The organism is Acinetobacter sp. UBA2581 (assembly GCF_002339435.1).
Taxonomy (GTDB): Bacteria; Pseudomonadota; Gammaproteobacteria; order Pseudomonadales; family Moraxellaceae; genus Acinetobacter; species Acinetobacter variabilis.
Genome location: NZ_DDLD01000121.1, coordinates 1 through 21282 on the forward strand (window position 1 = coordinate 1; position 21282 = coordinate 21282).

21 protein-coding genes and 1 pseudogene are annotated in these 21282 nt (G+C 40.4%); 4 read left to right on the top strand and 18 right to left on the bottom strand.

The features are described from left to right. On the bottom strand, positions 1–670 hold a 670-nt coding region (locus B3Q46_RS15635), incomplete at its 3' end, for a putative nucleotide-diphospho-sugar transferase (RefSeq protein WP_286716661.1). A 287-nt stretch (positions 671–957) separates the two neighbouring features. Here B3Q46_RS15635 and B3Q46_RS15640 point away from each other — a divergent pair. Further along, positions 958–1857 (top strand): glycosyltransferase, encoded by a 900-nt coding sequence (locus B3Q46_RS15640; protein WP_004278322.1) that lies wholly within the window; start codon positions 958–960, stop codon positions 1855–1857. A 92-nt stretch (positions 1858–1949) separates the two neighbouring features. Next, on the top strand, positions 1950–2852 hold the full coding sequence (locus B3Q46_RS15645) for a lipopolysaccharide biosynthesis protein (RefSeq protein ID WP_071850414.1): 903 nt from the start codon (positions 1950–1952) through the stop codon (positions 2850–2852). Between the two features lie 30 nt (positions 2853–2882). Here B3Q46_RS15645 and B3Q46_RS15650 read toward each other — a convergent pair whose 3' ends face one another. From B3Q46_RS15650 to mazG, 16 genes are all read right to left on the bottom strand, one after another. Next, a complete protein-coding gene (locus B3Q46_RS15650) occupies positions 2883–3821 on the bottom strand; it encodes a glycosyltransferase family 32 protein (protein WP_175966678.1) in 939 nt (312 codons plus the stop codon). Positions 3822–3897: 76 nt separating this feature from the next. Then, positions 3898–4659 carry a glycosyltransferase family 25 protein gene (locus B3Q46_RS15655; protein ID WP_175966676.1) on the bottom strand — a complete coding sequence of 254 codons (762 nt, stop codon included), beginning with the start codon at positions 4657–4659 and terminating at the stop codon, positions 3898–3900. 9 nt (positions 4660–4668) lie between these two features. Next, positions 4669–5640 (bottom strand): Stealth CR1 domain-containing protein, encoded by a 972-nt coding sequence (locus B3Q46_RS15660; RefSeq protein ID WP_175966674.1) that lies wholly within the window; start codon positions 5638–5640, stop codon positions 4669–4671. Between the two features lie 41 nt (positions 5641–5681). Beyond that, positions 5682–6404, bottom strand: coding sequence for a glycosyltransferase (locus tag B3Q46_RS15665; RefSeq protein WP_175966672.1), 723 nt, complete (start codon positions 6402–6404; stop codon positions 5682–5684). Positions 6405–6532: 128 nt separating this feature from the next. Continuing rightward, positions 6533–7459 (bottom strand): branched-chain amino acid transaminase, encoded by a 927-nt coding sequence (locus B3Q46_RS15670; RefSeq protein ID WP_004278329.1) that lies wholly within the window; start codon positions 7457–7459, stop codon positions 6533–6535. A gap of 24 nt (positions 7460–7483) precedes the next feature. Continuing rightward, complete coding sequence (gene glnE / locus B3Q46_RS15675; RefSeq protein WP_175966670.1) at positions 7484–10234, bottom strand: bifunctional [glutamate--ammonia ligase]-adenylyl-L-tyrosine phosphorylase/[glutamate--ammonia-ligase] adenylyltransferase; 2751 nt, start codon at positions 10232–10234, stop codon at positions 7484–7486. Positions 10235–10320: 86 nt separating this feature from the next. After that, a complete protein-coding gene (locus B3Q46_RS15680) occupies positions 10321–11589 on the bottom strand; it encodes a sensor histidine kinase (RefSeq protein WP_005232098.1) in 1269 nt (422 codons plus the stop codon). Positions 11590–12243: 654 nt separating this feature from the next. Beyond that, complete coding sequence (gene yjgA, locus B3Q46_RS15685; RefSeq protein ID WP_005232100.1) at positions 12244–12777, bottom strand: ribosome biogenesis factor YjgA; 534 nt, start codon at positions 12775–12777, stop codon at positions 12244–12246. Positions 12778–12779: 2 nt separating this feature from the next. Beyond that, entirely contained in the window at positions 12780–13049 is a 270-nt protein-coding gene (locus tag B3Q46_RS15690; protein ID WP_034169914.1) for an HPr family phosphocarrier protein, read from the bottom strand. Further along, positions 13046–13897 carry an RNase adapter RapZ gene (rapZ, locus tag B3Q46_RS15695; protein ID WP_005232102.1) on the bottom strand — a complete coding sequence of 284 codons (852 nt, stop codon included), beginning with the start codon at positions 13895–13897 and terminating at the stop codon, positions 13046–13048. Before rapZ ends, B3Q46_RS15690 begins: the two co-directional genes overlap by 4 nt. 18 nt (positions 13898–13915) lie before the next feature. Then, entirely contained in the window at positions 13916–14764 is an 849-nt protein-coding gene (panC, locus tag B3Q46_RS15700; RefSeq protein ID WP_005232104.1) for a pantoate--beta-alanine ligase, read from the bottom strand. A 1-nt stretch (position 14765) separates the two neighbouring features. Next, positions 14766–15575, bottom strand: coding sequence for a 3-methyl-2-oxobutanoate hydroxymethyltransferase (gene panB / locus B3Q46_RS15705; RefSeq protein ID WP_175966668.1), 810 nt, complete (start codon positions 15573–15575; stop codon positions 14766–14768). Between the two features lie 52 nt (positions 15576–15627). Next, positions 15628–16113: a 2-amino-4-hydroxy-6-hydroxymethyldihydropteridine diphosphokinase gene (folK, locus tag B3Q46_RS15710; protein ID WP_005232107.1), complete on the bottom strand. Its 486-nt coding sequence runs from the start codon at positions 16111–16113 to the stop codon at positions 15628–15630. After that, complete coding sequence (gene pcnB / locus B3Q46_RS15715; protein WP_005232109.1) at positions 16110–17585, bottom strand: polynucleotide adenylyltransferase PcnB; 1476 nt, start codon at positions 17583–17585, stop codon at positions 16110–16112. The genes folK and pcnB overlap by 4 nt, the downstream gene beginning before the upstream one ends. 136 nt (positions 17586–17721) lie before the next feature. Next, on the bottom strand, positions 17722–18150 hold the full coding sequence (locus B3Q46_RS15720) for a ComEA family DNA-binding protein (RefSeq protein WP_005232111.1): 429 nt from the start codon (positions 18148–18150) through the stop codon (positions 17722–17724). Next, entirely contained in the window at positions 18110–18922 is an 813-nt protein-coding gene (gene mazG, locus B3Q46_RS15725) for a nucleoside triphosphate pyrophosphohydrolase (RefSeq protein ID WP_005232113.1), read from the bottom strand. The genes B3Q46_RS15720 and mazG overlap by 41 nt, the downstream gene beginning before the upstream one ends. An 89-nt stretch (positions 18923–19011) precedes the next feature. Between mazG and B3Q46_RS15730 the strand changes: the two are divergent. Next, a pseudogene (locus B3Q46_RS15730) lies at positions 19012–19787 on the top strand (SDR family oxidoreductase). A 25-nt stretch (positions 19788–19812) separates the two neighbouring features. Here the strand turns inward: B3Q46_RS15730 and B3Q46_RS15735 are convergent. Continuing rightward, a complete protein-coding gene (locus tag B3Q46_RS15735; RefSeq protein WP_051069686.1) occupies positions 19813–20433 on the bottom strand; it encodes a 4'-phosphopantetheinyl transferase family protein in 621 nt (206 codons plus the stop codon). Between the two features lie 353 nt (positions 20434–20786). Here B3Q46_RS15735 and B3Q46_RS15740 point away from each other — a divergent pair, with 353 nt between their 5' ends. After that, a complete protein-coding gene (locus tag B3Q46_RS15740) occupies positions 20787–21266 on the top strand; it encodes a hypothetical protein (RefSeq protein WP_228761287.1) in 480 nt (159 codons plus the stop codon). The last annotated feature ends 16 nt before the right edge of the window (positions 21267–21282 follow it).

Genomic DNA, 21282 nt, shown 5'->3' on the forward strand with positions numbered 1-21282 from the left:
CTTTCGCAAGAGATCTATTATGTCGTTTAACAATCTTTTTAGTACTTTTTGACAGTAGAGAAGAACGCATTATCCATTGATAAATTGAATTTCTTTGCTCATATTTCTGTATCCAACGCTTATCTCTACTTGCTTGTAATTGTTCAATACTAGGTTGAATCTTATCCCCATATAAATTACGAGATGTATCAAAAATAAATGTATAGTTTGGTGGTAGCTTTTTTAATGTAATAAGGCCTGCATCATGCCACTCATCAACCAAGTTTTGTAAAATAATCTGATCCCAAATAGTTGGATTTTGCAACATACGCTTCTCCCATTCATCCATCAGAGAATGTGCATTTTTAGTGTCATTTATAAAAATAGTACTACTAATTAAACGCTTATTATCTATGTAATGTACTGCAATATCTTCTTCAATTGCATTGAAGTATGGCCGGATATCCTCAAGAATTATAGCATCAGCATCAACAAATAAAAGTGGGCCATGAGTTTCACGACGCATTTGCGAAATAAACACAGGCTTAAATGCAATAATGGTTTGCCAGTCATCTTTTGAAAATTGCTTTAATAGAATATGAATATTAAATTTTTTTGCTGATTCAGCTAAAATTTGAGCATGCTTCGTATATAGTTTATCATCTGTATGAAAACCAAAAACTGTCAACATTAAGAATCCTTTTAATTTTCTACCAATTTAAGTTTAAAATCATAGATAAAAGTGTGATAAAAAACTATAATTTTAAATTTTTTTCGTAATTATATAACAATATAATACACATAAGTTATTGTAATTTATTTAAAAACCAAAGAAGTCATTGAAATAAATTCGATTATTTTATTTAAGTTTTAATTATAATAGAATAAATAAAAAACATAGTAAATCTTATGTAGTCTTTGTTTTTATATAGTCTTTGTTTTAATATACATTATCATATCACAAAATAATTGATAAAAATGAGTCTCAAAACAATCAAAATTTTTATAGGCTGTGACCCAAACAACTGTGATTTAGAACAAATGATGGTTTTAGACTACAGCATTAAAAAACATACCCAGCAGCCTGTAGAAATTATTTGGATGCAACTTTCGCGTGATCCTTCTAGCTATTGGTATTCTGATCCGAAATCGAATCAAGGATGGAGAACAGAAAACTGGGCGACACCTTTTTCCGGATTTCGGTGGGCTATTCCAGAGTATTGTCAATTTCAAGGTAAAGCCATTTACATGGATACAGATGTCATTGTACTCGATGATCTTGCACTACTCTGGGAACATCCTATTGAAGCCAATGCTATTGTGGCAGCCAAGGGGGGGGGAAGCTCAGCCCGTTTATGCACTTGTGTCTGGGATTGTGAAAAGGCCAAACATTTTCTTCCTAGAATTGAGGAATTAAAAAGTAACCCTGCCAGTCATCAAAGTCTGATGAGACAAATTCAAAAAGAACCGTCATTGGTTCAAGCTTATAATGATCATTTTAATTGCATCGATGGTGAAAATCTAAGTATCAACGAGATTAAAATTTTGCATTATTCCGATATGGGCACCCAGTTTAGTCACAAATATTCAATTCCTCGTCTTCAACACAATAATTCAACACATTGGTTTGATGGCGAAATTATTCCTCACCCCCGAGCGGACCTGACAACACTTTTTGACCAATACTATCACGAAGCCCTTTCTGCCGGATACCAACTTGAGGACTATACAATTACACCCTACGGAAAATTTCACAAAGCATCTCAAAAAAAATACTCGGGCAATAACATTACTCGGTCAGAAACATCCCAGCCTTGGTTTAAGAGGCTCCTGAGCAAGTTTAAAACCAAGCGTGATTCATTTAATTTAGATCATTAACCCTCTAAGCAACTGAATCATCTTATCAATTAGATTATTCTCAAATAAACTTGATATAACTCATAGAAATAAGCTATGAAAGAGACAAGAATATGTGTGGTTTAATTTTCAACCATTTCGTTCGAAATTTGACAAAATATACCTATAAACTTTTAAAACCGAGTACTTACAAACACAACAGACGCTATTGGCCTTTTTACCGTGTGGTTCGTAATGCATCGGGTCAAATTGATCAAGTTTTTTTTAGGAATACCTTAATTGCAGACCATACGCTTAACTTAAAGAATAAACATTCAAAATGTATGCTGATCGCAACAGGACCATCGATTAAAAAGATTCCTGATAAATTTTTTAAATATGAGAAACTGGACTATATTGGCGTCAATGGAGCAATCGCTTTGAATGAGGTCACTTTTCAACACTATGTCATTATTGATCATGATTTTGTACAAAATCGTTTTGATCTCGTTGAGCGGGTTTTAGACACAGCATGCAATTTTTTCACCACCGCACGTTGCTTAGACTATATTCTAAGAAAAGTAAAAATCGAACAGATTCGTTGCCAATTTAAAATTATTGAAATCACGAGTAACTGTAAAAATGAACTTTTTATGGGAAACACTATTCATGTTGATGAAAAAGTTAAGAGTAATTACTTCTACAATGGTTTTGGCTTTTCTACACACATGTATGACACAGTATTTGACTACTATACCGTGGCTTATACCGCATTACAGATTATGTCAGGATTAAATTACCAACATATCTATATTGCAGGTGTGGATATGAATAACTTCGACCTACCACGATTTTATGAAACTTTAGATGCAAAACAACCTACCTTATTAAACCAGCACACCCAATCAATCATAGCGGCATTTGAAACAGCAGCCTATTTCTTTGAAAGTCAAAAAGTGTCTGTTTATAATCTTTCACCCCATAGTCTTATCAAATCATTTAAGAAATTAACGCTCGAACAAGACACCATCCTCTAAGTGGTTCAGATCATCCAACCTGATAGAGCGTTAAGATAAGGTTTTACTCTGATCATCATGGAAATCTAGCAGTGAATCTTGAAAATACATTCCTTTTTCATAAAATTCGCCTATATGTTTACGCTCTTTACCGGCAAATTTAATCAATTTAGGGTATTCACCTGAATGATGATTGATTGCCATTTCAATTAATGTTTTTTCTTTGACCCATTTATTTTTTACCTGATAGTAAAAGGCATTTTGATCACAATCAATTAAAGTAATACTAGGCAATGCTTTCAGCATAATCACCTGACACACTACATAGGAAATCAGGTACTCTAAATTACTAATCTTTTGAAATATTCTCTCATAATTTGGCACAGCACGTTTAATTTCATTGATATATGTTTTAGGGCCAACCTGCATGGCGTTCACCAACTCATCAAACCAATCTTTAAAAAACCTATTGTTAGGAGCCGTTGCTAAAAGCCAATTCTCGATGACTGGAGAATCAATATTGGTAGTGTTTTTTTTACGATAATAGGCAAAACTTTCGGTCTGATTTTGAGAAACCAACTCTTGAATCCAATCTAAATTTTCATAAACGATAATACTTGCATCTAACCAGATTCCTCCATAAACATAAAGTAATTTAAATCTGATTAAATCAGCTTTATGCTGAGGTAGATGAATATTTAAAGAATCAAAATCTATCTGTATAAATTGATCAACAGTTGTTGGTGTTAAAAAATGAACCTCATAATTTGCATTTATTAGCTTTATATTTTCTATGCATTTTTCCACAAATAATGGTACATCCCCCTCCCAATACAGCCAAATCAGCTTAGGTATTTTAACTTCTTCTGGCTTTGGATTAAGCGTAATCATATTTGCGTAATTATGAATTTTTAAATTCGTGCCTCTAATCTTGTAAAAATACATGATATAAAACTTAAGCATATAATAAGTTTTTTTAAATATTTTCATCTAAATTATTTCCAACATGCTCATTGATTTATTCCTTTAATGATAAATATTCAATTATTAAGATATTCGATGAATTTTAAGAATTTAGCAGATATTTTAGTGCATGATAACGATCACGCCACATACGCTTCTGCTTTTTAAAGCCATAGGAGCTGCTTCTATTTTCAAGTGCTTTACGAGAAATCCCCTGAGTAGCAACTGTTCCCAAAATATCACTATCGACCCCTGCTGGCTTCACTAGTGGTGGCCAAATCCCTAAACCTTTGCCATTTTGACTTAACCAAGACTGGAAGAAGATATCAACCGGCATATTTATAGTTTTGCCTACCTCAACAAAAGACTGTGCTCCCTGCCGCGACCAGATTAACCCTAAGCCACGAATTGGGAAATAAAAAGCATGCCATAGACTTATATCCCCTATTTGCGTAATATCTTTTGCTAGTTTTTTCTTTTTTGCAGCAATATTAATAAGATACCAGTTTAAATCTTGATGTTGGTGCAAATATCCAATGATGCTGTCAATTTTAATCTTAAAGTCACTATTAATTTTAAGGTCATCTTCCAGAACCACTAAATAATCTGCATCAGTGGCTAAAAATTTTTCAGCGCATCCATAATGACTTAAATAACAACCTAACTCGGAATTCATTAAACTACGACCTAATACCTTATTAGTTTGATCGTCATTATAATTTATGAATTCAGAGAGTGCTTTACCCCGACCATCATAAGCAGCAAAACGTTCAAACCTCCAGCCCACACTATTAAGCTGCTGAGTTGCTGCAGCTAGACGCTCATCACTTCCGTCTAAATTAATTAAATAAGTTACAACTTTCATGATTAACTCTTAATGCTGAATAGATAGAGGTAAATAGTTTTTAAATTTAGCAATTAAAGCAAAAGATACCTTTTCTGCTTCTTTTGGATCAAATTGATCTAAACTCTGAATACAACCGAATTTAACAGCTGGATTATTCAGGTCTGATAAAAATGTAGATACTGAAGCTTCATTTTTTAAGTAAGCAATATTTATATCATTACACAAGATTGTTTTTTCTTCTCGAATTTTTAAATGATTATTCAACCCTACTGGTAAAAATTGAAAAGCACTTCTAAAACGATGCTTAATCTGTTGAGCTAATGTTGTAGGGTATTTTTGAAAATACTTTTGTAGTACATTACGATCCAATATATGGGGACGATGATGAATTTCATAATATTTATTAAATCCACATAATTCAGCACTAAGCATTTGAGCAATTGTATATTTAGGCTGTAAAGGTTTACCAAAATATTTATTAAGACCTTTACGTAGATTAAATTTTGCTTTAATTAAGGAGTTATTTTCCCAATGTCCATAGACTTTTATCTGGTCACCAACTAAAAAATCATCTAATTCAGATGAGACATTAAAAAAGAAATCATCATTCAAATAAATAAAATACTTTGATAACCCTGGAATATTCCAAAGCATGGTTTCAATACTTAAAGAATTAAATGTAGGCAAGTATTGCTCATGACCAGCAAATATTGTTCTATGATCAATTATTTTTATCTGCTCAGGAGCACATAATCCCTGTTCGAAAAAATCATGAATATGTGCAGGCTGCTGTTCATCCGTAATAATATAAATTGTTCCAAAATAGGGAACATATTTAAGAATTGAAGCAATTGAAAAATAGATTTCATCATTACTAGCAAATCGAGTTTCTTCTGCTGAACCTTTTACGATATTAGTAGATTGAAACTGTTGCCTTTTAAGTCGATGCTTTACATCATTGCCATCGACCCACGCAATAACAAAATCTATTTTTTCCATAATACTTCTAATCAATAATTAGCTTGAATAAACTCTATAACTTACTGCCAAGCATCCTTAATCCACTGCGATGGCAATACATAACGGTACCACTTCCCACCACCACCATTCACTGCATCGGGCGGATTAATTTCACCATGGAATACAATAATTTTAGCACCTTCAGGTTTTACCGGCGGCTTAAAATAAGCCATCGGAATTTTTTGCAGGCAATGATATTTATAGCTCTTGCACCAGCTTTCTGGCCAGTATGTCTGTTTACCTTCACGGTCTACGTACCAAGACAAATAGGCTTGCTCATTACGGAATTTTTTACGGATTTCATCAAAGTTTTCACGGAAATAAGGCAAAAGTCCCGGGAAAGCACCCAACTTAAACCGGTAAACCGAACTATTACCGGTAATACGCCACGGCCGTTTCCAATCATGGATAATCAGGAAGTCGCCCGGATAGGTAAAGAACTCATCGATATTATCGACAATCACTACATCAAGATCTAGAAATAATGCATTACCTTCCAAACCATACAGATCAGGCTCAAAAGTGGACAGCTTGTTCCAGCCACGCTCAGGGGCACCTTCAGGCAATGCCAGAGGTGGAATAGGGAAACATTGTACTGCAGAATCAATGCCTTCAGTACGATCCGTCAGACAGACCATTTTAAAGTCGAATGTCGTATGTCGTTTAACCATATTGTATAAACGATTGACGTATTCCGAACCGTATTTGGTTCCCCATTTCATACAAATAACGATGTTACTCATTGCGTATGCCTAAGCTCATCTTAAAATCTTCTTGATGCTGAATATGATGACATAAGTTCAGCAGAATAAGTACATCCGTTAAAAAAAACCTCTCAAATGAGAGGTTTTTTCAATCAGTAAATTCTTAATTACTTCACATACGTTAACCAGTGTGCATATTTCGGGTCTTTGCCCTGAACTGCATCAAAATAAGCTTTCTGGATTTGTGTGGTGATTGGACCACGTACACCTTCACCAATCTGACGGTCATCGTATTCACGGATTGGTGTTACTTCTGCAGCAGTGCCGGTAAAGAATGCTTCATCTGCGATGTAGAACTCATCACGGGTAATACGGCGTTCAATTACGTCATAACCCAAGTCTTTAGCAATCGTAATAATCGTTTGACGGGTAATACCATCCAGCGCACCACCTGCGATATCAGGCGTATGAATCACGCCATCACGCACCAGGAATACGTTTTCGCCTGAACCTTGGCATACATAGCCTTGTGGGTCGAGCAGCATTGCTTCATCATAACCTGAATGCGCCACTTCCTGATGCGCAAGAATCGACAAGGTGTAGTTACCTGATGCTTTTGCTTTACACATGGTCACGTTCGGATGATGGTGGGTAAATGAAGACGTTTTTACGCGAATACCCTTCGCCATCGCTTCTTCACCGAGGTAAGCACCCCAGCTCCATGCCGCAACTACGGCATGAATGGTATTGTCAGTTGCAGCGATACCGAGTTTTTCAGAACCAATAAAAATAATTGGACGTAAATAGCAAGACGCTAATTTGTTTTCACGAACAACATCAATTTGAGCCTGTTCTAATGCTGCTTGATCAAATGGAACTTTCATTTGATAAATTTTTGCAGAATTCAACAAGCGCTTCGTATGTTCTTTAAGACGGAAAATAGCCGTTCCATTCGGGGTTTCATAAGCTCGGACGCCTTCAAACACACCCATGCTGTAATGCAAAGTATGTGTTAATACGTGAGTTTTTGCCTCACGCCAGTCAACTAGTTGTCCATCTTGCCAAATGAAACCATCACGATCAGCCAAATTCATGCCACAAACTCCAATTTCTCACAATTATTCACTATCCAGTGCAAAGTCTGCACTTGGATCAATCAGTCTTTGCCATAACTTGCAAACGGTCATTCGGGTATCGTGCCAGTCGCTTGCAGACACTTGCATGGATTGATTTGCAAGGGCTAAGCGGTGGCTCTCGGCGCGTTCACGGAGATAAGCTTGAATCAGAGCAGTCGCATCGTCGCTGGATAAGCAACCTGATTTTGCGGCATCCTCAAGGATTCTTACATTGTCGGAGTAATGGGCGAGATCTTTATTCGTCCCACTCCAAGCTAACACCGCATACTGTGCCATAAATTCGATATCAACGATACCACCTGCATCTTGTTTTAAATGAAAAATCCCATCTTTTTTTTGCTCTTTGGAAGAACCCAGATGATCTTTCATTTTCTGACGCATTTTCAGAACTTCACTACGTACATGACAGATATCGCGTTTCTGGGTAAGAATCTTACAGCGTAGTGCTTCAAATGTCTCTCTCAGGCTATCTTCCCCAGCAATGGAGCGTGCACGTACTAAGGCCTGATGCTCCCATAACCATGCATTTTTCAACTGATATTGCTCAAATGCTTTCAGACTAGTGACCAGTAGCCCTGCTTCTCCAGAAGGACGTAGACGGGTATCGACTTCATAGACACGCCCATCCAGTGTTTGTGTGGTCATGAGCGACATAAACTTCTGTGCCACACGCATGGCAAACTCAAAACCGCTAATCGGCTTGAGACCGTCCGTATCTGCCTGCTCACCCATATAATGAATGAAGACTAGATCCAGATCCGAACCATAACCCAACTCAATGCCACCGACTTTGCCATAGCCAATGACGGCAAAAGCCGTATGTTCTATTGAGCAGCGCTGCCCTTCTGCATCCAGCGGAAAACCATGTCGTTTGGCCACAATCTGATAGGCCAGATGCAGCCCAGCATTCACCGAGACTTCTGCAATATCTGTTAAGGCATCCGAGACTTTCATTAAAGGACTTTCTGCCAGTACATCACTGGCAGCTACCGCAAGGACATTGGATTTTTTAAACAGGCGCAGCACTCGCATCTGGTCTTCGACTTGGTCAATTTCAATTCTGAGCAATTGCTGACGCAGGCTGTCTTCCAGATCCTGACGTTTAGGCAATTCGAAATCCATCGACAGGAACTCATCCAGCAATACCGGATAATGGGTAAGTTCCTCACAGATCCAGGGGCTGACAGTCGCCATCTTGACCAAACGCTGTAAAGCACCTTTACTTTCAATCAGCATCACCAGATACACCGTACGACGCATGACTGATTCAACCAATGGCATCAGGCGAACCAGTGCAACTTGCGGTTTATCTGATTCTAGAATCGCCTCTATCAGATAAGGCCAAAACGTTTTTAAACGTTGAATGGCTTTAGCTGGCAATTTTTTTAAGGCATGACCATGCCAGAATTCATGCACCAGATTTTTTGCATGATCATCCAAGACTTCATTCAGCTGTTGTTCCAACTGAGAAAAACTTTTGCCTTGAGGCTCTGGTCCATTTTCCTTGATCAAGTGCTCAAACTGGTAAATCACTTTAGCGCGTTTTTGATCCAGCACTTCCATAAAGGCGGACCAGTCTGCAAAGCCTAAAGTATCCACAATACGTTGACGTAAATCTGGCTCAGTCGGCAAACATTGGGTTTGTTGATCATGCAGCGCCTGAATAGCATGCTCTACCCGACGAAGGAATAAATAGGCATCTTCGAGATCAGTCACCGCCTGTTCATCCAGAAGTTCAGCCTCATCCAGATGATTCAAGCTGACCAGACATTGCCGATCTTGCAGCTCTAACTTGGCTCCGCCATAAATCAGCTGAAAAACCTGCACGATAAATTCAACCTCACGGATCCCGCCTGCCCCAAGCTTGATATCGTCTTCAATATTGCGGCGCTGTACTTCACGCTCAATCATTGCTTTCATTTCACGCATCGCTTCGAAAGCACTGTAATCGACATATTTACGGAAGACGAAAGGACGGGTCATATCCAGCAGTTCATCACCTTCTGGACTCGGATTGACGATGCGGGCTTTGATCCAGGCATAACGTTCCCATTCGCGGCCATGCTGGCTGAGATATTTTTCTAGTGCGGCATGACTGATGGCTAAAGCAGAACCATCACCCCAAGGGCGCAAGCGCATATCGACACGAAATACAAAACCTTCAGCAGTGATATGATCCAGCAGATAGATTAACTTTTGTCCCCATAGGATACAGAACTGCTGAACGTCAATGCATTTACGCCCATCCGTTTCACCCTGTTCATCAAAGGCAAAAATCAGGTCGATATCACTGGAAAGGTTGAGTTCCTGAGCGCCCAGTTTGCCCATCGCAATAATAATAAGATCTTGAACTTTACCGTTATAACCAACTGGCTGACCATATTTGGCGACTAGAGGAATACGGGCAAACTCTTTGGCAGCGCAAATGCAGGCATCGGCGAAATCAGACAGCTCGCGAGTCAGCGTGATGACATTGGTAAGTTGATTGGCATCCTGCCAGATCCAGCGAAACATCAGACGAGCACGTAGAATACGTAAACTACGCATCCACATGGTTTCATCACTGATATTTAATAAATTGGCCTTAATTAAGTTTTGAATCTGTTCAGTGCCGAGTGATCCCTGAAACTGATCAATTGCATAATCCTGATTCAATAGATCTTGATGATTGGCCAATACCTGTTCTGCATACTGACTGGCTCTTAAGGTTTTCTGCAATTGTACCGCGTCCATCACTCGGTGATTCCCTCAAAACTTTTATTTAGTTATAGCAGGAGTTCAGGCCGAGTGGGAACGGTTTTAAAAGAAATTTATGATTTTCAGGACTTTTCAGTATGCAGATCTTCAAGTACCAATGCCTGATGATCATTGGTCACTTTAGGTAAATACACAATAAAGGTGGTTCCAGCGCCTTCTTTAGAATCTACGGCAATCTGTCCATGGTTCAGATCTACAAAACGCTTACATAGTACCAGACCTAGACCTGCGCCTTTCTCATTGTCTGTGCCTTTTAAGCTCACCGTGAGATTTGGTCTAAACAGATTTTCCATCTGTTCTTCAGTCATACCGAGACCAGCATCCTGAACAGTGATCTTGACTTGCTCACCTTCCATTTCAGCAGCCAGAATCACCTGTCCACCCTGATCCACTGGAGTAAATTTCAGAGCATTCGATACCAGGTTCTGCAAGACCGAAGTAATCATGTTGATATCAGCATGTACCTTGATATCTTCAGGAACCTGGTCAATCAGCTCAATATTCTTTTTCAGCGCCAGACTTTTCAGTACATCACAGACAATTTTAGTAGACTGTTTTAATTCATAATTAATCGGATGATAAACAAAACGTCCACCCTCTGCCATCGCCCAGGTCAACAGACTTTCTAACAAGTTATACGTCGATTGAGCCGTATCATATAAATAATCAGAAATACTCTGGATACTGGATTCATCCAGAGTGTCACGTTCCTGCGCCAATACTTCCGAGAAGCCTAACAGGCCATGGAAAGGTGCACGCAGGTCATGAGCAATAATCTGGAAGAATTTGGTTTTACTAAAGTTTTGTGCACATTGTTGTTCGTATAACTCTTTTAGTTCAGTATGCTCTTCATTCAGTTTGACTCGCTTGACTAAAGTTTCAGCAAATTGCTGAACAATAATAATATCTTCCTGATCAAACCCTTCAGTCTGATCATCAAAGAAAACCACCTGCCCTAAAGACTGCCCTTGAGCTGATTTTAAATTAAATGCCACCAGCCGCTGATGGGCGACACCAAGGCTTTTTACGTAATCTGATAATTCTGCATATGCAGGATGATTTTGATCGATCACATCCATTTCTTGTAAATATTTAGGGATGTCCACATTCTGTGGTACGTGTAAACCGCGAAAACCGAGCGGACAGCTGTGCCAGATATAGGGTTCCGTATGGAATCCGATGATACAGGTCTTGGCGCCGAGTACTTTACGCGCGACTTTACAGAAGGTGTCTAATAAATTGTCAGAGGTATAGACACCTAAAATGAGAGATATACGGCACGAGCTTAACTGCTCCGTATTCTGACCGATCTCTAGCAGTTTTAGTTCCATGTCTGCCTCTCTGGATGTTATGGAATAGAGAATAAAAATTACAACCGACTAAATTGATACAATCAATAACAAAGATTCTATATTTACTCAACGTTAAAATCTCATTTATGGACCAAAGGATTTGTTAACTTATTTCTCTAAAGATACATTCATTGTTTCAATGCATTGATATTTAAATATTAAGAATTACTTGAGAAAATATTCTCCTTATAAAAAATTACATATAATTATTTGAAATTCCTGAATTCATTTCAAATTGTTTCGATATCACCTTAATATCCAAATTATACGAAGATAAAAACAGCTCACTTTTCTTCTGATCTTCAGGTAAATAAAAGCCTTTGAATTTTCAAATATATAGATACTACCTATTGTCACTTTCTAGAAAAGTAGAGCGCTGATAATATTAACTTTGACCTAAATCTATTTCTACCTTTTAAATATTCTTAACAATCATAAAATATTGAGAAATTTAAATAGTTTATTTATGCACTAAAACCTATTTCTTAAGTAATCAAAAATATTAAAAGTTTACATTTTTTTACAGTTAACAATGACTTATAGGAACATTCTTGAATTCTTATAAAAAATTAAAATTAATTAGAGTGAATAAAAAAGCGACAAAATGTCGCTTTTCTTTAATTCAGATTACAATCAGTTATCTGAAATCAGGGCAACTTGCTGCACATAGTTAAACAGCTTTTGCTTTGAGGCTGCCACTTCTTCTTCCGGTGCCTGATTTTTTAGATCACGATGCACACGTAAATAATGCTGACGTAAGGTATGACGCTCTGTCGCATTATAGGTTTTGGTAAATTCGTTAATCGCAGGATCACCATCTTTCACGATACGGTCAACCCAACGCTGCAATTGTGCTGTCTTTTTCAAACCCTGTTTCGGAGTCAGATAAGACAGAATCACGGTTTCATTTTCATTACGGAGTAATTTACCAATACGTGAAAATTGACGACGGCGTGCTTCATGTGAACTGATTTGCTGGACATCCAGCAAAGCTTCAATCAGACGCTCTTCAACGGGTAAATTTTTAATTTGTTTCGCACTCAGTTCTGCCAACTGTGCGCCTAAAGCAGCCATACGCTGAACTGCTTTTTTCTGTTCGGTTTTACTTGCGCGTCCCTCTAAAGATTCAAAGTCTTCTTCAGTTAAACTGCTCGGTCGACGTGCCACGATTAATCTGCCTCATAAAATTTTGCCGCAAACAGTGCCTGAATTTCAGATAAAGCCTTTTCCTCATCTGCACCTTCAATCACTAAGCGTAAAGTTGTTCCTTTGCCCGCACCAAGCATCAGCAAGGACATAATATTTTTGGCATCAACCAATTTGTCCGACTTGCCAATCTGGATACTGGAACGAAATTTGGTGGTAACTTCAATGAGTTTACCTGACGCACGCGCATGTAAACCTAGTTTATTAATTACGTCAACAGTCGTATCAATCATGACCAGTGCTTCATTTCTCGGTGGAGGACTTGAATAGACCATTTTGCCTCAAGCGCTTTTTTTAGTCTATCCACAATATAAACAGAACGATGTTGGCCGCCAGTACAACCAATTGAGATGGTCATATAATGACGATGACCCTCAGCAAAGGTCGGCAGCCATTTGTCTAAAAAGTGATAAATATCCTGAAACATGTCTTCGACCTGATCACTTTTCTCCAGGAATTCCTGTACTGATTGATCGAGGCCTGAGTATTTGCGCAGTTCGAGTTCCCAATGCGGATTCGGCAAATGACGGACATCAAAAACATAATCAGCATCCAAAGGAATTCCATGCTTATAGCCAAAAGATTGCAGAATCACAATCAGGTTATCGGTCTGCCCCAGCTTGTACAGCAAGGTATGTTTCAGATCATGCACGCTTTTATCGGTGGTATCGATATGCACTGTGGAACGGAGTTGGATCGGCATTAGCAGGACTTTTTCTTCCTGAATACACTGATGCAGGCTCTTAAAACGAGCAGCCAAAGGATGCGGACGGCGTGATGCACTGAAACGGGCAATCAGCTCCTGATCCTGCGTGGTCAGATAGATGACATCTACCGTACCATGCTGTTGCAACTGTTCAAATACATGGTCGAATTCCTGCAAATCTGCACGGGTACTACGTACATCCACCCCAAGCGCTAACTGTTCCAGATTATTTTCACAATCCAGCTTCGCCACAATTTCAGGAAGTAAGGCCAAAGGCAGATTATCAATACAGTAATAACCCAAGTCTTCAAGTACCTGCAATGCAGAAGATTTACCTGAGCCAGATTGTCCTGTCATAATTAAAATGCGCTTCATGCCTTACGATCCTTTTACTTATCCAGCTGCGTATTTGATCTGCAGATTATCAATCAGACGAGTTTTTCCTAATTTTGCCGCGATCAGAATCACGACATCCTGATTAAACTCATCAATTTTCTGTAATTCCGGTGTACGGGCTTCTACATAGTCCACTACCAGACCTGCATCTGTCAAAGTTTGGCGGATACCTGCCAGTGCTTCCTCCAAAGTTTTACCTGCATGTAACTGCTGCTCAGCAGTTTTCAGACTTTGAAAAATAACCGGTGCTGTCGCACGTTCCTGCTCGCTTAGATAGCCATTGCGTGAACTGAGTGCCAGACCATCTTCAGCACGGGCAATTGGTACACCAATCACTTCCAGCGGAATATTGAGGTCTTGAACAAACTGACGAATCACAGCCAGTTGCTGATAGTCTTTCTGACCAAAGAAGGCATAGTTGGGCTGAACAATATTAAATAATTTAGTCACCACGACCGCTACACCATCAAAATGACCTGGACGCTGTAAGCCGCACAGGTCATTGGTGATACCAGACACACTGATATTGGTTAGACGTGGCTTGTTACCATACATCTGCTCTACCGTTGGGGCAAAGACAATGTCACAACCTACATCTGCCAGTAACTGCTGATCCTGTTCTAAAGTACGTGGATAATTATCAAAATCTTCATTTGGTCCAAACTGGATCGGATTAACGAAAATACTCACAACAACGACATCACACAGTTTACGCGCCTCACGCACCAGATTCAGATGCCCCTGATGCAGGTTACCCATGGTCGGGACAAAACCAATAATTTTACGCGCAGAACGTGCAGGATTGAGCGAAGCAGATAATCCTTGGATGGTTGTTTCTGTTTTCATGTTACAACTCGACTTGGAATGTTTGTTCAGGTGCTGGGAATGAACCATCTAACACAGCCGCATGATAGGCCTTAAATGCATCCAGAATTGCAGTCGCACCAGACTGTTCTTTCATAAAGTTACGTACAAATTTTGCGGTGTGGCCAAAGGTCAGACCGAGCATGTCCTGAACGACCAGTACCTGACCATCAGTGGCTGCCCCTGCTCCAATGCCAATCACCGGAATATGCGGGAATAGTTCAGTAATTTCCTGACCCAATTGTGCAGGCACACATTCCAGTAACAACACTGCTGCACCGGCTTCAACCACCGCCTTACAGTCAGCAATCAGTTGATCGGCCGCTTCACGGGTACGAGCCTGTAGCTTATAGCCACCAAAGACATGCACCGACTGTGGAGTGAGACCCAAGTGAACACAGACTGGAATCCCGTTACGGGTTAGAATCTGAACGGTTTCCGCCAACCAGGTACCACCTTCCATCTTGACCATTTGTGCACCGGCTTGCATCACCGTTTTTGAGCTTTGTAACGCATCATTCAGAGTGGCATAACTCATAAATGGCAGATCAGTCATAATCAGTGCATGCTGATTGCCACGGCGAACCGCTGCGGTATGGTAAGCCATATCTTCTACAGTCACAGGCAAGGTTGAATCACGACCCTGAATCGACATACCCAAAGAGTCGCCAATCAGAATACTGTCAACTTCAGCAATTTCCATGGCTTTGGCCATACTGGCATCATAGCAAGTCAGGCAAGAAAATTTGCGTCCTTCCGCTTTATATCGTCTTAAATCACTGAGACTGATCATGAAGATGTTCCTCTATTATTGAAGTTCTCTCGAACATGCCAATAATTAAAAATTAAATATTTGCCCAATTCGTGCGATCAAAAACCCTTAAGGTTGATTGCTTGACGATGTCCAGGTCTTTTAATGTATTTCCATTGAGCTGCAAGTTGGCATCAATATCCAGTAATGGCACCAATACAAAATCACGTTCCAGCACGCCCACATGCGGTACGGTTAACCGTTCATTTTGAATCTGCTCATCACCGTAAATGAGCAGATCCAGATCCAAGGTACGCTCACCCCAATGGCGTAGACGTACACGCCCAGCCTCCTGTTCGAAGGTTTGCAAACGATCCAGCAGATCCAGCGGTGCTAGATCCGTAATTAACTGTACGACAGCATTAAAATAATTGGGCTGATCTTGTGGCCCCATAGGTGGGCTTTGATATAGATGCGAGGTTTTGACCTGTCCCAGACTTGCCAGCTTTTGCACGGCTTCAGCCAGAATCTGGCGTGAATCGCCCAGGTTACTTCCTAAACCGATATAGGTCACTGTCATTGTGTAGGCCCAAAAATAACCTGGCTTAAATCACGCTGCACCCGTTTACGCTTGGTAATTGGATGGTCTGCACCAATGTCACCGCTGGCACCGGCCGCCACATGAGAAACCGGTTTGCTACGCTCATTCTCAAATTTGGCTTTACGCGCACGACGGCTACGTGGTTCCGGCTCATTCACCAGAGGTTCAATCTCGGTTACTACATCTTGTGCAGCCAGACGCTGTTCCAGATGTTCTTCCTGAGAAGCCTTGCGACGGCTCTTGGCACGCTGACGATTATATTGGGCAATGGCACGCTCTTTTTCATCGCTGCTCATTTGCTGATAGGCTTCCCACCAACTTCCCATGCCCTGTGCAGTTTCATCGCCTGATTTTTCACGCAGCAACAAAAAGTCAAAGCCGGCACGGAAACGTGCATGACCTGATAATGCTTCAATTTGCTGTGGTTTTGGATTGAGCAAGCGGGTTTGCATTTCCCAGACTTCACGAATGAAAGTTTCCGCAAAGCGTGGAATCACGGTACGAGTGGCCTGACGTTTCAGTACATCCAGTCCTGCCTGCGCACGTGCTTCCGCCGGCACTACACCTTTGGACAGATAGAAATCACAGCGCTCCAGGAACGGTTGCCACAACAATACCGCATAGAAGAAAGCCGGGTTGATGGTCTTGCCAATTGAAATACGCTGATCGGTATTTTTCGCTGCCAGTTCAATAAATGCAGTAATGTTTGGTTTGATATCCGCAAACAGCTGACGCCAGATGCCAAAATCGATCAGCATTGGCATCACACGATTCAGATGTCCCATAGTGAATAGCTTTTGCGATTCATCATAGAGACGGTGTGGAGACACATCACGTAGAAGCTGGGTCATTTCCGGAGTGAAAATATCCAGAATGGCTTCATCAATACTGAAATTGAGTTTGGCTGCAAAACGTAAAGTTCGCAGCATCCGAACCGGATCTTCCTCAAATCTTAAAGTCGGATCACCCAGTAAACGCAGTGTTTTATGTTTAATATCATCTACTGCATTGCAAAAATCCAGCACGATACCTTTGCGTGGCTGATAATACATGGCATTGATTGAAAAATCTCGACGAGCAAAATCCTGCTCAATGGTGCCCCAGTTATTATCGCGCAGGATCATCCCTGCTGCAGAGGTCACCGCTTTTTTAGGAGGCGCACGGAAAGTTGCCACTTCAACCAGTTCACGGCCCGAATAGACATGCGCCAGCTCGAAACGTCGTCCGATAATCCGACAACGCCGTCCGAACACTTCTTTAACCTGAGCTGGTGTAGCATTGGTCACTGCATCGAAATCTTTGGGATTTAAACCCAGCATCAGATCCCGGACACCACCACCTACGATATAAGCTTCATAGCCTGCCTTAGTTAAGGCATCAATCACATCGAGAATATAAGAAGGTAATTGAGCGGTTGATAAACCACATTTTGACGCGCGCAAAGTTTGCAAAAGACGCTGTCTCCTACGTCTGAACGTAAAATTCTAAGATGACGCTAATCATATCGCTTACACCGCTAAAGGGCAATTTGATTATGTCATTCTCATGGTTCAGATGGATGGCTTATTTACGCTAAATTCAGCAGGGTTACAAAGCCAGTCTATCCTTGTTTTTGGCAAATAAGGCCGGCCCGATTCCTTTGACCTGTTGAATATCTTCAATTGTTTTAAATTTACCGTTTTTCTGCCGGTATTCAATGATCGCTTCCGCTTTCTTCTGCCCGATGCCATTTAACTGCTGTAACTGCTCGATACTGGCCTGATTCAAGCTAATTTTATCAGTAGCTGAAGAGGCGGATAATGCAGGTTTAGCCAGATAATGATTGTTTTCAGAAACGGGGGTAGCAGCAGCAATTTTCTTCTTCAGGCGTGCATCATGCTGCTGCTGACGTACTTTCCATTCTGCATAATCGGTTGCAGTTGCATGTACTGTTTCAATTGAAGTATAGGCCAGCCAAATGCCTAGCAGGACAGTATTAATCCATGCCGGACCTATGCGATGTTGTACTTTGTTCATGAGCGGCTCTTTGTTTTAATTCTAATTTGGCCTGTTCCCAGAGCTGATCCAATTCAGCCAATGACAGGCTTTCCAGGTTGAGTTGCTGTTGTTCTGCCTGATCTTCCATCAGGGCAAAGCGGGTCCGGAATTTATGGATTGTGCCCAATAATGCCATCTCGCTTGAGACACCAAGTTTACGACCAACATTCACCAGTGAAAATAAGCAGTCGCCAAATTCTTCGAGTATTTCATCGGAATTTTGTCCAGCAACGGCTTCTTTTAGCTCATCCAGTTCTTCTTCCAGCTTGCCATAGGCACCCGCGACATCTGGAAAATCAAAGCCGATTTTGGCGACATTTTTCTGGATCTCATCCGCCTGTTGCAGTGCGGGTGCATGCTTAACCTCATCCAAACGTGAACGTGGCTTACCCTGTTTTTCTTTCTGCTTGATTTCTTTCCAGAGCACCGAGACATCTTCAGGGCTCAGCTGTGCAAACTGTTCCGCCTGAAACACATGCGGATGACGACGGATCAGTTTATCGGTAATCGCCTGCACCACATCCTGAAAATCAAAAGCGCCCTGCTCGCTATACATTTGTGACTGAAATACGACCTGTAAGAGCAAATCACCCAGTTCATCCCGCACCTCATCAGCTTGGCCAGAACGCACCGCTGCTTCAACTTCATAGGCCTCCTCAATCGCATATTTGGTCAGAGATTCGGGAGTTTGCTGCCGATCCCATGGACATTTTTCACGTAACTCACGCATGACTTGGAGTAATTGTTCCACTGTAAAACCTCTTCTTTACCAAATAGCCGCATTATTTTGCCTGTTTCTTGCTATGCTCAAGAAAAAAAGACAATAAGGAGATCAAGCACATGCACAGTATATTGATTAGTGGTGCAGCACAAGGAATTGGTGCCGCGACAGCTAAGCTATTTTACCAGCAAGGTTATAAAGTCGGAATTTATGATATTAATCATGAACAGGCAGAACAATTGGCCCAGCAACTCGGTGAACATGCCAAAGCCGGCTTTCTGGATGTAACCGATTATACTTCATGGGAAAGAGCCTTATCTGAATTCGCATCCTGGGCCGGTGAAATCAATATTCTGGTAAATAACGCCGGAATTTTATATTCCGGTCCTTTTGAAGAAACCAATATTACAGATCACCATCGTACCCTTGACGTGAATATCAAAGGCGTCCTGAATAGCTGTCATGCTATGCTGCTTTGCCCTATTTAAAGCAGGCTTCCTTTGCTCGGGTCATTAACCTATCTTCAGCATCAGCGATTTATGGCCAAGCGGATCTGGCTTCCTATGCAACCAGCAAATTTGCGGTTCGTGGTTTGACTGAAGGCTTGGATATTGAATGGCAAAAATATAGCATTCGGGTATTCGATGTGATGCCGCTTTTTGTTAGCACTGCAATGGTGAAAGATATGCAGGCTGAAAGTATCAAAAAAATGGGCGTGCATCTAAAAGCTGAGGATGTAGTGCAGGATATTTTCAAACTGGCACAGCTAAAAGATTCAATTTGGCAAGTGACGCATCATCCGGTCGGATTCAAGAGTAAGTTTTTATTTCACTTATCTCGAATAAGTCCACAGTTCGTTAACCGGCTGAGTAATTTAATGATTGCCAAACAATAAGAAATATTTTGGGCTTACTCTACTTTTAAACAGCTTGATGAATCTGAATCGCTGGAAATCTTAGGCCTTTACAGGAATGCTCGCTTTGCCAGGCCACAGTGAGCATGCAACCCGCTAAGATATAGTTTTGATAGGCATAAATTCCAATTTCTGGATGTTCACAACGTCCTCCATCCTGATGTGGATGAATCTGGGTATTCAGCTCATTCAGGTTTATCCGGATTCCAAGTCCTGACGCTTTTAGGACTGCCTCCTTGGTGGTCCAGACTTTAAACCAGTATTCAGGATCATAATGTAATGCTTGCCACTGTTTCAGCTCTTCAGGATGAAAAGCATGTTGGGCTAAGGCTTCAAAACGTACATTTCGATTAAGTTCTTCGATATCGATCCCCAAATTCTGAATACTTTTGCTTGTTGCTAATGCATAGAAGTTTTGGCTATGAGTATGATTAAAGCCAAAGTCTGGATAGGCCGGAAGATAGGGTTTGCCGTATTCGGTGGCAGCAAAATCTGAAGACTGGACCGGTCGATTGAGTTGTTTTGAAAGTAACTGATTACGATAGTTATAAATTAATTGTTTACGCTGCTGAATATAGGTTTTCCGATCTAAGTCTTGTAAATGTCTAAATCGTGGTGCCAGCGCAATCCAATCAATATGAATAATAAACTTCAAAAATAGTCGCCCTTATAAAAAATGTTACTTTTAGGGCTTTCAGTATAAATCAACCTGATTGCCTCTCTGACAAACTATAGCTAATATCTTAAAATATATTTTAATAAAACTTAAATAAAACAATAAAATATACTGTAAATCAAAATAAATAATTGAGCTTTCAAGCTATTTTTAATTGAATAAAAAATAGTTACAATCCAACTACAATTTTATACATAGAAAAAACAGAGGGTCATATCTTTAAGCAAATCATACTCAGTACTGCAATTGCTGCACTATCATTTTCAACACAAGCTGGCTCTTGGCTAGAAGCTGCTACTGCAGTTATGGGAGCTAGAAACGGCGCAATCATGGATCAGGCTGAAGCAAATATGGAGCGTAGCCGCGCACAGGCGAATGCTGCTGTTGCACGTGCAGACCGTGCTTATGCTTCCAATTATAATAATGCTTCAAATCAAAATAACGGTGTCTACTCAACAACATACTTAAAAGGATTAGATTGTACAGATTTGGCAGTAGAAGCGCGCAGCTTTGAACGCACCTTAGAAGCAAGTCAAAATGCACTCAACCAGGCGAATGCTCAAGCCAATAATCCTGTTTCTAAATTGGCAGGTATTGCAAGTGGTGCATTATCTGCTTTTGCAGGTCAATCACAAACAGTTGCGCACGCAACTGAAATTACCAATGCTTTTACTGGCAATAACAATCAAAATAATATTGCTGCTTCTCAAGCCGATGCTGACGTAGCTTTAGCTAATCTTGAAAATATCCGTATTTATCAAAAAGCAAAAAAATGCTCAATCTAAAATATGAATAAATAAA